Origin of the sequence: Sorangium sp. So ce1036 (genome assembly GCF_051369805.1) — a bacterium.
Taxonomy (GTDB): Bacteria; Myxococcota_A; Polyangia; order Polyangiales; family Polyangiaceae; genus Sorangium; species Sorangium cellulosum_F.
In genome coordinates this window covers 1,008,909-1,021,079 of record NZ_JBBMOX010000001.1, presented here as the reverse complement: position 1 = coordinate 1,021,079, position 12,171 = coordinate 1,008,909, and the positions used below count along the sequence as shown (strand labels likewise).

At 73.5% G+C, this 12,171-nt stretch carries 9 protein-coding genes; 3 read left to right on the top strand and 6 right to left on the bottom strand.

Annotation, left to right across the window (positions count from 1 at the left end):
- The first annotated feature begins 74 nt into the window (after positions 1-74).
- Positions 75-1,739, top strand: coding sequence for a nitrite/sulfite reductase (locus WMF31_RS03690; protein ID WP_436600606.1), 1,665 nt, complete (start codon positions 75-77; stop codon positions 1,737-1,739).
- Positions 1,740-1,848: 109 nt separating this feature from the next.
- Here the strand turns inward: WMF31_RS03690 and WMF31_RS03685 are convergent, their stop codons facing one another.
- The 5 genes from WMF31_RS03685 to WMF31_RS03665 all read right to left on the bottom strand — a co-directional run bounded on the left by WMF31_RS03685 (position 1,849) and on the right by WMF31_RS03665 (position 8,972).
- The gene (locus tag WMF31_RS03685; RefSeq protein WP_436600605.1) at positions 1,849-3,963 is read right to left on the bottom strand and encodes an ATP-dependent helicase; all 2,115 of its coding nucleotides are present in this window, start codon (positions 3,961-3,963) and stop codon (positions 1,849-1,851) included.
- 89 nt (positions 3,964-4,052) lie between these two features.
- Entirely contained in the window at positions 4,053-5,021 is a 969-nt protein-coding gene (locus WMF31_RS03680; protein ID WP_436600604.1) for a hypothetical protein, read from the bottom strand.
- Between the two features lie 61 nt (positions 5,022-5,082).
- Entirely contained in the window at positions 5,083-6,552 is a 1,470-nt protein-coding gene (locus tag WMF31_RS03675; protein WP_436600603.1) for a serine/threonine-protein kinase, read from the bottom strand.
- Positions 6,549-7,532 (bottom strand): serine/threonine-protein kinase, encoded by a 984-nt coding sequence (locus tag WMF31_RS03670; protein ID WP_436600602.1) that lies wholly within the window; start codon positions 7,530-7,532, stop codon positions 6,549-6,551. The genes WMF31_RS03675 and WMF31_RS03670 overlap by 4 nt, the downstream gene beginning before the upstream one ends.
- A gap of 204 nt (positions 7,533-7,736) precedes the next feature.
- On the bottom strand, positions 7,737-8,972 hold the full coding sequence (locus WMF31_RS03665) for an extensin family protein (protein ID WP_436600601.1): 1,236 nt from the start codon (positions 8,970-8,972) through the stop codon (positions 7,737-7,739).
- Positions 8,973-9,160: 188 nt separating this feature from the next.
- Between WMF31_RS03665 and mrtC the strand changes: the two genes are divergently transcribed.
- Both mrtC and WMF31_RS03655 read left to right on the top strand, forming a co-directional pair.
- A complete protein-coding gene (gene mrtC / locus WMF31_RS03660; RefSeq protein WP_436600600.1) occupies positions 9,161-9,970 on the top strand; it encodes a myxosortase MrtC in 810 nt (269 codons plus the stop codon).
- Positions 9,967-10,698, top strand: a complete 732-nt coding sequence (locus tag WMF31_RS03655; RefSeq protein WP_436600599.1) for an HAD family hydrolase — start codon at positions 9,967-9,969, stop codon at positions 10,696-10,698. The genes mrtC and WMF31_RS03655 overlap by 4 nt, the downstream gene beginning before the upstream one ends.
- Before the next feature lie 134 nt (positions 10,699-10,832).
- Here the strand turns inward: WMF31_RS03655 and WMF31_RS03650 are convergent, their stop codons facing one another.
- Entirely contained in the window at positions 10,833-11,948 is a 1,116-nt protein-coding gene (locus tag WMF31_RS03650; RefSeq protein WP_436600598.1) for an AI-2E family transporter, read from the bottom strand.
- Between the last annotated feature and the right edge of the window lie 223 nt (positions 11,949-12,171).

Below are 12,171 nucleotides of genomic sequence, written 5' to 3'. Positions count from 1 at the left end.
TGCCCGGCACATTACGCACCGGCCCGACAATTGTCCCACTTGACGCGTCGGAAATATAGGGAATAACATCGGTCATGTTGCAACATGTCGAGCGCCTCGCGGCGGCCATCGACGAACACGCCGAGAACGTCGCCAAATTCAGACGTGGTGAGCTGACCCCGGACCAATTCCGCCCGCTCCGGCTGGCGATGGGGGTCTACGCGCAGCTCGCTCACGTGAAGCACATGCAGCGCATCAAGATCCCCGCCGGCCAGCTCACGGCTGCGCAGCTGGAAGCGCTCGCGGAAGTGACCGAGCGGTGGGGTCGAGGGCTGGCGCATGTGACCACGCGCCAGGACATCCAGCTCCACTACCTGGAGATCGAGGAGACCATCGAGCTGCAGCGCGTGCTCGTGCGCGCGGGCGTGACGACGGTCGGCGCGTGCGCCGACACGCTCCGCAACATCACCGCCTCGCACCTCGCGGGCGTGGTCGAGGACGAGGTGTTCGACGTGACGCCGTACGCGCACGCGCTCACCCAGCACTTCCTCTTCCACGAGCACAACCGGCGGCTGCCGCGGAAGTTCAAGATCGCCCTGTCGGGCAGCGCGCGCGACCACGCGCAGATCATGATCAACGACATCGGCCTCCTCGCGAAGGTCGGCGACCGCGGGCAGGGCTTCGCCGTCTACGTGGCCGGCTCGCTCGGCTCGTCGCCGGAGATCGCGCACCTCTGGCGGGAGTACATCCCGCTGGCCGACCTGCTGCCGGCGTGCGAGGCGGTGGTGAGCGTGTTCTTCCGGGACGGCGAGCGGAAGAACCGGAAGAAGGCGCGGCTCAAGTTCGTGCTCCGCAAGGTCGGCGTGGCCGAGTTCATGCGCCGGCTCGACGAGGAGTTCGATCGGATCAAGGCGGCGCGGGGCGACGCGCTCGCGGAGGAGCTGGCCCGCCGCGTCGCCGGGTACCGGGAGGGCGACCCGCCCCCGCTCGCGCCGCTGCGGGAGACGCTCGGCGACGGCGCGTTCGCGCGCTGGAAGCGGACCAACACGATCCCGCAGAAGCAGCCCGGCTACCGCGTGGCGACGGTCAAGCTGCCGCTCGGCGACATCACCGCCGAGCAGCTCCGGCGCCTGGCCGACATCTCCCGGCGCTTCAGCAACGGCGAGGTGCGGACGACGAACACCCAGAACTTCGTGCTGCGCTGGGTGCCGGAGGGGCTGCTGCTCGGCCTGCACCGCGAGCTCTCGCAGATGGGCCTCGCCGAGGCGGATGCCGGGCACATCACCGACGTGGTGAGCTGCCCCGGCGGCGACTACTGCACGCTCGCGATCACGAAGAGCATGGAGGTCGGGGCGCGCATCCGCGAGCACCTCGTGCCGAACGGTAGCCGCCAGGAGGCCGACGACTTCGTGAGCGCGCTCGGCGAGTTCGACATCAAGATCTCGGGGTGCCCGAACTCGTGCGGGCAGCACCACGTCGCGGACATCGGGATGACGGGCCTGATGGTGAAGGGCAAGGACGGCGTCGAGCGCCCGCACTACTCGCTGCGCGTGGGCGGCGGCTGCGGCCCGAGCGCGCGCATCGGCGAGCGCCTCGACGGCCGCGTCCCCGAGGAGGAGACGCCCAAGGTGATCGCGGCCATCGCGCGCTACTACATGGCCGCGCGCGCGGAGGGCGAGAGCTTCCGCGACTTCGTGGCGCGCAAGGGCGCGCCGGAGATCACCCGCGTCGGCTTCGCCGCCGCCGAGGGCGCCCTCTGAGGCGCCGCCTCCCCCGCCCCCCGTTCCTGACATCTCGTCACAACGCGAACCAGAGCCCCTGCCAGGGCCCAGAAGACCTCTCTCTTCTGGCGCCCTGGCAGCCCCCCGCTCAGCGGCGACGAGGGATGAGGGGGGGGTCGCCGGCGAACGGGTTCATCGACAGCGCGGCCAGGACGCTCGCCGCGCCCGCCTTCACCTTGTCCATCGCCGGGGCGACCGGCGCGACCTCCTCGCGCTCGTCGATGAGCTCGGGGGGGATGTCGAGCACGAACCGGCTCGGCGTCCTCGGCACCATCTTGCCGCGCGATCCCCGGTGCTTCGCCCGCGTGAGGTAGAGCCGGTCGCGCGCCCGCGTGACCGCGACGTAGAAGAGCCGCCGCTCCTCCTCGATGCTGTGCCCGCCCGCGTCGCCGCCCTCCGCGCTGATCGGGGCGGCGTCCGTGGCGCGCTCGTCCAGGCTGCGCTGGTGGGGCATCAGCCCCTCCTCCAGCCCGATCACGAAGACATAGGGGAACTCGAGCCCCTTCGCGCCGTGCATCGTGGTGAGCGTCACGCGATCGGTGGCCTCCTCCTCCTCGGCGTCCTGCCGCAGGGCGAGCAGCCGCAGGAACTCGGCGAAGCTCTCGCGATCCCCCTTCCCGCGCTCGTCGCGGCGCGCGAACACGTTGAGCAGCCCCTCGAGGTTGCCCCAGCGGCGCGCCGCGGCGTTGTTCGTGGACGAGCCGGTCATGATGTCCTCCTTGAAGCCGGCGTCCGCGAGCAGCGCGCGGGCGATCTCCGCGGAGGGCTCGCCGCGATCGAAGCGCACGCGGGCCGCCTCGATGATCCGGAGGAGCTGGCGGCAGCCCTCGATCGCGGCGGGGGTCAGCTCGTGCACGGCGTGCGGCCGCGACACCGCCGTCCAGAGCGAGGTGTCGTGCGCCGTCGCGTAGGCGCCGAGCCGGGAGACCGCGACGTCGCCGATGCCGCGCGCCGGGTAGTTCAGGATGCGCCGCAGGCACATCTCGTCGTGCGGGTTGAGCGCGACGCGGAGGTAGGCGATGAGGTCCTTGACCTCCTTGCGCTCGAAGAACTGCTGGCCGCCGATCATGCGGATCGGGATCTGCCGCTCCTTGAGGGCCGACTCGATCGCGGCCGCCTGGAGGTTCGAGCGGTAGAGCACGGCGATGTCCTTCGGCCGCGCGCCCTCGCGCTCGAGCAGGCGCTGCGCCTCGGTGGCCACGAAGCTCGCCTCGACGTCGGGATCGGCGCAGATGATCGACCGCACCTTGTCGCCCTCCAGCCGGGTGGCGATGAGCGACTTCTTGTGCCGCCGGGCGCCGGACCTGGCGAGCACCGCGTTGGCGACGTCGAGGATCGGCTTGCGGGAGCGGTAGTTGTGCTCGAGCTTGACGACCTTGGCGCCCGAGAAGTGCTCCTCGAAATCGAGGATGTTGCGCACGTCGGCGCCGCGCCAGGCGTAGATCGACTGGTCGTCGTCGCCGACGACGACCACGTTGCGGTGCTCGCCGCACAAAAGGCGCAGGAGCTCGAGCTGGGCGCGGTTCGTGTCCTGGTACTCGTCGACGATCACGAAGCGGTAGCGCATCCGCCAGCGCTCGAGGACGTCGGCGCGGGCCTGCCAGAGGCGGACCACCTCGCAGATGAGGTCGTCGAAATCGAACGCCTGGAACGAGCGCAGCGCCGCCATGTAGCGCGGGTACACGAGCATCGAGATCTCGTCGTAGTCGTCGATGCCCTTGCCCTGCCGCTGCGCCTCGGCCCACGCCTCGGCGTCGAGGAACGCGTTCTTCGCGTTCGAGATGCGCGCGAGGATCGCGCCGACGTCGTAGCTCTTGCCGGCGCGGAGCTCGCGGAGGATCTCGCGGATGACCCCCAGCGCGTCGGACTGATCGAAGATGGCGAAGGAGCCGCCGCGGAGGCCGAGGGCGCGGGTCTCCGCGCCGAGCACGTCGAGGCCGAACCGGTGGAAGGTGCAGACCTTGAGCTCGCGCGCGACCTTGGAGCCGACCAGCTTGCCGACGCGCTCGTGCATCTCGGCGGCGGCCTTGTTGGTGAAGGTCATCGCCAGGATCGAGCGCGCCGGGACGCCGCGCTCGAGCAAGCGGGCGATCCGCGTGGTCACCACCCGCGTCTTGCCGGATCCTGCGCCGGCGAGCACCAGCATTGGCCCGAGCTCGTGCTCGACGGCCGCACGTTGAGACGGGTTCAAGAGGCTCGTCACTGTGCCGTGGGCCTAGCCCGGGGAGCGGCGGAGCGGGAGCTTGATTTTGCCGGAGCGCGAGGCCGGCCCGGAGGGCCGGCCGGAGGCCGTCAATGGCCGGGCGGCGTGGCGAATTGCCCGGGGAACGGATCCGCCTCCCGGCGCCGCGTCACCTCCTCGAGCGCCCAGGGCGTCGCGCCGCGCTCGTGGAAGAGGGCCACGCCGATCACGCCGACGTTCCGCGCGTCGCCGTGCTTCTGGCTCGCGTAGGAGCCGCGCACCGAGCCGAAGCGGAACGCCGCGACGGTATCCATGCTCTGACGGAACCCGTCGATCTCGAGCTCGCCGTGCGGCTCGACCAGGTAGCCGCGCTTGCTGAACGCGGCGGGCTGGCCGTCGATCACGTCGAGGCCGTCGACCGAGACGACGCACTCGATCCGGTCCGGCGTGAGGTTGCGCAGCACGATGCTGTAGCGCTGGCCGGCCTCGCCGACGACGTGGCTCGCCTCGCCGGCGACGAAGCCGCTCAGGAACCCGCCGTGCTCGCCGCGGAGCCCGACGGCCACGGCGCCGCCGGCCAGCGTGATGGCTCGCGACGACGCGCGGCGGAAGCCGGACGCGCGCGCCATGGCGCGGGCCCCCTCGGCGTCGTTGTAGAACAGGCTCGCGACCGCGAAGGGGCGCTCGACGTCCGCCCGGAGGAACGGCGCCGTGGAGATGCGGGACACGCGCGTCTCGCCCCACGCGGTGCCGAGGCCGGGGCGCTCGAGCGGCGCCGGCGCGGCGCGCCTGCGCGGCGCCTCGAACGCGCGCCCCTCGGCGAGGGCCGCGCCAGAGGGCGTGGCGGCGGCGTCGCGCTCGACGGAGGGCGCCTCGAACGCGCCCGTCGGCGCGGGCGCCTCCGTGTCGAAGGCGCCGTCCTGCGAGGCCCCGCGCGCGGCGCCCCCGACGCGAGGATCGCTCGCGGCCGCGGCGCCGTTCGCGCGCGCAGCGTCCGGCGGCGGGTACGCGCCGCCGCCGCAGCCAGCGGCGCTCGCGAGGAGCGATATCGCAAAGCAAGCCCGTCCGATCCGTCGCATCCGGTCCATGGTGCCTCCACGCCGCCTGTGCGGTGTCGACCGGAGAACGGGCTCGACGAGGCTACCTTACAGCCGGACGCGGCTGCGCCGCGGCGTGCGCGGGCGGCGGCGCCGGCGCGGGAGGATCGCCCCACGCGGGCCAGCGCTGCGCGAGCGTGAGCCCGAGCGCGGCCGACGCGAGGGCGAGCGCGCAGACCCCGAGCGCGCCGGCGCGCGACGCAGGGCGGCCGACGCGCTGCGGTGTTCGCGCGCGCAGCCGCGAGCGCGTGAGCGCCCTTCCCGCCGGGCGCGCCGCGCCCGCCCTGCCGGGGCGCGGCGGCGCGGTCGGAGGCCGTCGCGCGGCGACGGATCGGGCGCAGCGCGCGCTCGCGATGGGCGCGGGCGCGTCGATCGCGGTCGGGGTGAGCTCCCGCGCGGAGGACGCGGGCGCCACGTCCCCCTGCCCCGCGCCGCGCAGCCGGCGCACGGCAGCCTCCATGTCGGCGGCCGTCTGGACCTGCCCCGCGCCGCGCAGCCGGCGCACGGCGGCCTCCATGTCGGCGGCCGTCTGGAACCGGTGCTCCGGCGCCTTGGCGATCGCGCGCAGGATCAGCCGCTCCAGCGCGGGCGGGATCGGCTGCGGCGCGAAGCGCGACGGCGGCGGCGGCTCCCGCTCGCAGTGGGCGAAGCGGAGCGCGTCGCGCTGGCCGCGCAGCTCATCGAACGGGCCCCGCCCGGCGACGATCTCGTAGAGGACGAGGCCCATGGCGTAGATGTCCGCGCGCGGATCGATCGGCTGGGCCGCGCACTGCTCCGGCGACATCGTCCGCGGCGTGCCGATGAGCGCGTCCGGGGCGGTCAGCGAGGCGCCGGCGTGGAGGAGCTTCGCGACGCCGAAGTCGAGGACCTTGAGCGTGCCGTCATCGCACAGGAACAGGTTCTCGAGCTTGATGTCACGGTGGACGATGCCCGCCGAGTGCGCGAGCGACAGCGCGGAGAGCGCCTGGAGGGCCAGGTCGAGCGCGGTCGGGATCGCGACCACGCCGAGGCGAGCGAGCTCGGTCCTGAGATCGCGCCCGTCGAGGAGCTCCATGGCGAAGTAGGGGCGGCCGTCGGCGGTCGTGCCGAGATCGAACACCTCGGGGAGGCTCCGGTGGCGCAGCCCGGCGATCGAGCGCGCCTCGGCGCGCATGCGCGCCGACAGGTCGCGGCGCCCCGCGAGGCTCCGGTGCAGCACCTTCACCGCGAACCGCCGGCCGAGCTCGATGTGCTCGACCTCGTACACCTCGCCCATCCCGCCCTGGCCGAGCAAGCGCACCACGACGTAGGGCGTGCCCGGGAGCGGCTCGCCCCCGTCGAGCGCGCGGAGCCGCCGCGTCTCTTCGAGCGGCTCGCCCCCGTCGAGCGCGCGGAGCCGCCGCGTCTCTTCGAGCGGCTCGCCCCCGTCGAGCGCGCGGAGCGAGCGGGTGGCGGGGGCCCTCGGATCGAGCGCGGCGCCGCGCGCGTACAGCGAGGTGAGCGCGGAGGAGCGCTCCAGGGCGGCGTGGCTCATCGCGCACCTCCGCTCGCGAGCCACCTCCGCGCGCTGCGTCCGCCATCGGTCGAGGCCGGGCGCCCCGCGCCGCCGCCCTCCGGCGCCTCCGTGCCGCCGTCCTCTCCCTGCGCCTCCGCGAGCGCCGCGGCCATCGCGTCGGCCGTCTGGAAGCGGAGCCCCGGCGCCTTCTCCAGGGCGCGCGCGACCGCGTCGTCGAGCGCCCGAGATACCCGGAGGAGCGAGCGGAGCCGCGGCGCCGGCGTGTGGAGGTGCGCCCGCATCACCGCCATCGAGTCCTCGATGGGGAACGGCCCTCGCCCGGTGATCGCCTCGAACAGCAGCAGCCCGACGGCGTACACGTCCGTGCGCGCGTCGACCTCCCCGCCGAGGATCTGCTCCGGCGAGAGGTAGCGCGGCGTGCCGAGGACGTGCGACCCCGTCGACGGATCGAGCCCGTCGCAGCTCACCTTCGCGATGCCGAAGTCGATCAGCACCGCGCGCGCGACGTCGGGCGCGGCCGCCCTGGAGGCCGCGGCCGCCGCGCCGCCGTCCGGCTGCGCGAGGAAGACGTTCGCCGGCTTGATGTCGCGGTGGACGATGCCGGCGCGGTGCGCCGCCTCGAGCCCGCCGAGCACCTCGATGGCGATGCGCACCGCGAACGCCGTCGCGAGCGGCCCGCGCGCGTCGAGCCGCTCGCGCAGCGTCTCGCCGAAGAGCCGCGGCATGACCAGGAAGGGCCGGCCGTCGCTCGTCACGCCGACCTCCTCGACCTTGACGATGTGCGGGTGGCTCAGCGCCGAGAGCGCGCGGCCCTCCTGGACGAGGCGCGCGCCGACCTCGCTCGACCCCTCGTGCATCGCGCGGAGCAGCTTGAGCGCCCGCAGCTGACCGCGGCGCCCGGTCACCTCGAAGACCTCCGAGCACGAGCCTGCCCCGATCCTCCGGAGGAGGCGGTACGAGGTCCCCGGGAGCGGCTGTCCGTCTTTCGTTAGCACCATGTCCGTCGACCTCCCCTGCGGGGGCGCGCGGCAGAGCGCCGGCGCCTTCGTTCGGGAAGGGATTCGTCGCGCTCACGGCGAAAGTTGCGCGCACAGACCGCTTACTTCGTTGAAAAACGCGCAATCAACGGATGTGCAGTATAGCGAGCTGCGCGCCGTTTCAGGGTCGTACCGGGCTCGACGTGCGCGGCGCGAGGTCAGCGCTCAGTGGTACAGGAACCACCTCACGCCCGGCTTGATCTCCATATGGTAATGGTCGGCGTGCGGCGCATCGTAATTGGGCGTCAGCGCGTACGTGAAGATCCCGAGATCGGCCGCCTCGCACACGATGGACCGGAGCTCGCGCGCCTCGGGGAGCTCGGGCTGGGGCGCTCCCGCGCCGCACGTCTTGTCCCCGATGCGACCCTGGAAATGCCGCGCAATGCTGAGCCAGGTCCCGTCCCGCTTCTTGAGCGCGCCGATGTCGATGGCGAGGCCCGCGGGGTGACGCGTGCCCGGCGGAGCCCACGCGCCGCGGGGCTTCTGCCCTGCGTCGCTTCGCCGCGCCGAGGACGCCGTCGATCGGGCGGGCGCGATGTCCTTGCGGCGCGCGACGCGACGGGCGCCGGCCTTGCCGGCCGCCTTCGCCGGCTTGCTGCGCGCCGTGGCCGCCTGCTTCGGACGGCCCGCGGCCCCGGAAGCCTTCGCCTTCGACCCGGCCTCCGCGGCGCCCTTCTCCTTCGACCCGGCCTCCGCGGTGCCCTTCGCCTTCGGCCCGGCCTTCGCGGCGCTCTTCTCCTTCGGCCCGGCCTCCGCGGCGCCCTTCTCCTTCATGCGCCGGGGGCGCTCCCCGGAGGCCTTCGGCGCTCCGTCGAGCACCCCCTTCTTGCCGATGGCGACGGGCGCGGCCTTCCCTGTCGATCCGGGTGCCTTCTTGCCCGCGCGGGCCGGGCGCTTCGCCAGGCGGACGTCGTGCCCGTGGTCTTTGTCCTCCCCGTCGTCGTGCGGCGCGTGATCCCGCATGGGCACGTTGGGCCGGTACATCGTGTAGTGGACGACCTCGTCGATGTCGTGCCGCGCGAGCACGGCGGCGAAGTCGTCGAGCGCGAGCGCGAGGCGCGCGTCCAGGATCTCGAACAGGCTCGTCACGCGCTGCTCGGGCGGGAGCACCGAGTGGAAATTGACGCCGTTCAGCCGGCCCGTGAGCCGGATCGGCGCGCGTACCCCGGGCGCGTGCGCGACCTTGAGGTACAGGATCTTCCGGCGATCCAGCTCGGCCATCGCCTCCTCGTTCGTCATGTTGGCGTAGCGATACGCCGGCGAGGCCTCCGCGACGCTCGCTTCCGGCGTGAAGAGGAAGGGCGATCCGGCCGACGCGGGGGCCGGGCAGAGCGCCGCGGCGGAGGCCAGGAGAGCGCACGAGAGCGGCTTCAGGAGGGAGCGAAGACGGGAAAACGCCACAGCGGCCGCACTCTAACGTGACCGGGCCGGAAGGCTAGAAAATGAGCGGAGGCTGGACCTGTGAGCAGCGCTCGAATCGCGCCGCGCTGGCGGTCGCGGACCGGCGTGCTCACGGTTAGGCTGAGCGCGCGCGGCCGCGGCGAGCGCCGACGCGATGCCCGCGCACGCCCTCCGCGACGAGAACGCCTTTGCAACCACCGACGCCCATCGACCCGAGCCGCGACGTGCCCCCCCAGCCCGGCGAGGAGCCCCGCGGCGCGCGCGCCGACGCGCCGGCCGCGGCCGGCGCGCGCCCGCGGCCGCCCGAGCCGACCGCCGCGCGCGCGCTCCTCGCCGCGGCGATCACGACCGCCGCCGTGACCGCGGTGTCCCACGCGGCGCCGACGACCTACGCCGGGACGCTCGTGGGCCTCACGTTCCTCGCGGCGACGTTCTGGCTCGTGCTGCGGTACGACGAGGCGACCATCCGCGCCCACGGCCTGTCGCTCGGCGGGGTCCTCGAGCCCGTGCCGCTGTCGACGCGGCGGCTCGCCCGCGCGGCCCTGCACGCGCTCGCCTGGGCGGCCCTGGTCGCCGCGATCGTCTTCCCCCCGTTCTGGCTGGGCTACCGGCTGTACTGGGACACGGGCTCGCCGTTCGTGCTGCGGCCGCCCGACGCGCCCGCCGACGAGATCGCCGCGCAGCTGCTCGTGGTCGCGCTGCCCGAGGAGGCGTTCTTCCGCGGCTACCTCCAGAGCGCCCTCGATCGCGTCTTCCCGCCGCGCCTCCGCGTCCTCGGCGCCCAGCTCGGCCCCGGGTGGCTCGTGGCGTCGGCGATCTTCGCGCTGGGGCACGTGCTCACGATCCTGCACCCCGCGCGGCTCGCGGTCTTCTTCCCGTCGCTGATCTTCGGGTGGCTGCGGGCCCGCACCGGCGGCATCGGCGCGCCGCTCCTGTTCCACGCGGCGTGCAACCTCTTCTCCCTCACCCTCGCCCGCGGTTACGGTCTCGCCCCGTGAGCACCTCGAACGACGGGACCTCCCCGGGCCCTCCGCGGAGCGCCGGCGCGCCGGCGCCGGCGGAGGGCGGGGCGCGCCGGCGCGCGGCGCTGTTCGACATGGACCGCACGCTGCTGCGCAAGGAGACGGCGAGCCTCTACGTGAAGTACCAGCGCGAGATCGGCGAGGCGACGACGCGCGATCTCCTGAGGACCCTCTACTGGGTCGGGCAATACACGCTCGGCGTGCTCGACGCGGCGAAGGTCGCCGAGCGCGCGCTGCTCCCGCTCCGGGGCGTGCCCGAGACCGTCCTCGCGGCCCGCTGCGACGACTGGTTCCGGCGCTACGTCGAGCCGCACATCGCCGACGCAGGGCGCGAGGCCGTGAGGCGGCACCGGGCGGCGGGGGATCTCTGCGCCATCGTGACCGGCGCGTCGCTCTACGCCTCGCGCCCGCTGGCGAGGCGGCTCGAGATCGAGCACCTCGTCTCGACCGTGCTCGAGATCGACGAGCACGGGCGCTTCACCGGCCGCGCGGAGCCGCCGCTCTGCCTCGGGCAGGGCAAGGTCGCGCGAGCGCGCGCGCTGGCCGAGGCGCAGGGGTTCCGCCTGGAGGACGCGACGTTCTACACGGACAGCATCAGCGACCTGCCGCTCCTCGAGATTGTGGCCGAGCCGGTCGCCGTGAACCCCGACCCCAGGCTCCGCCGGCTGGCCGAGCGGCGGGGGTACCGCATCGAGCGCTGGTGAGGGCCCGGCGCCTGGCGGTGGTCGGTTCCGGGGTGCTCACCTCCGGGGCTTGCGTTCCGGTGGGCCTCTTTTGTAGCCCGCCTGCACTCCAGCCCCTCCGGTGAGCGCCCCGGAACCGACCACCGCCAGGCGCCTCAGGGCGGCGGCGCCTGCGACGTGGGCCCGCGGGGCGGCGGCGCCTGCGACGTGGGCCCGCGGGGCGGCGGCGCCTGCGACGTGGGCCCGCGGGGGAGGCGCGCGCGCGTGTCGACCGCCCAGAGCACGATGGCGGCGACGACGGGGCCGATGAAGATCCCCGCCGCGCCGAACAGCTCGAGCCCGCCGAAGATGCTGAGCAGGGCGACGAGCGGGTGCATCCCGCCGTGCGAGCTCTGGACCCACGGCCGGATCACGTTGTCCGAGAGCCCGACCAGGGCGGCCGCGGCGCACATGCCGATGCCGCCGCCGACGCGGCCGACGATGAACAGGTAGATCGCCGCGCCCAGCGTCACCGGCGTGGTCCCGATCATGGGCACGAGCGAGAGCAGCGTCGCGAGCAGGCCGAACAGGAACGCGCCGGGCACCTTGAAGACGAAGAGCGCGATCGTCGTCAGCGTCCCCTGGACGGCCGCCGTCGCGAGCAGGCCCAGGACGGCGCCGTGCACGGTGTCCTGGATGGAGGCGAAGAGCACGTCGGTCTCGTCACCCCTGAACGGCGATTGCATGAGCAGCCAGCGCAGGAGCTGGCCGCCGTCGCGGAGCAGGTAGTAGAGCGCCACGACGAACAGGAAGGCGTCGACGATCGTCTGCGGCACCGCGGCGACCATGCCCCCCGCGAAGCCCGCGATGGAGCTGCCCACCCGCTGGAACAAGTTGCCGAGGTAGTTGCGGACGTCGTCGCCGGACAGGCCGGCCCTGTTGAGGAGCCCCGATATCCGCCCGTCGTTGAGGAGGCCCTGGACACGCTCGATGGTGTGGGACCAGTCCCGGGCGAAGAACCGGCTGATCGAGGCCGAGGCCTCGATGATGATCACCGCGAGCGGGATGCACACGAGGATGATCACCCCGATCGTCGAGATCGCCGGAGCGAACCCCCGGAAGCGACCGAGTCGCGGCGCGAGGCGGCCCTGGAGCGGCGAGACGAGGAGCGCGACGAGCCCGCCGAGCAACACGGGGACGAGCAGGCCCTTCACCATCCAGAAGAACAGCGCGATGAGCCCCGTCCGGAGGGCGAACGACAGCCATCGATCGGACTGTGTACCTTGGTGCATTGCCGTACGCGCCTGCCTGTCGCGCCGCGCTCAGCGGCTGTATCGTGCCCAAGCTAGGGTGGGCTCCCAGCATACACCAGTGATTTTCACGTTCCACGCGCGCAGGCCGGAGATTCCAGGATAGAGTCATGGTCGGCCGACGACCGCAGAGGCTCCGCCGTTGCATCGTCCGCCGCGTCAGCTGGAGGAACAAGGATGAGCACGAGCGGTGGCGGGGCTCCGC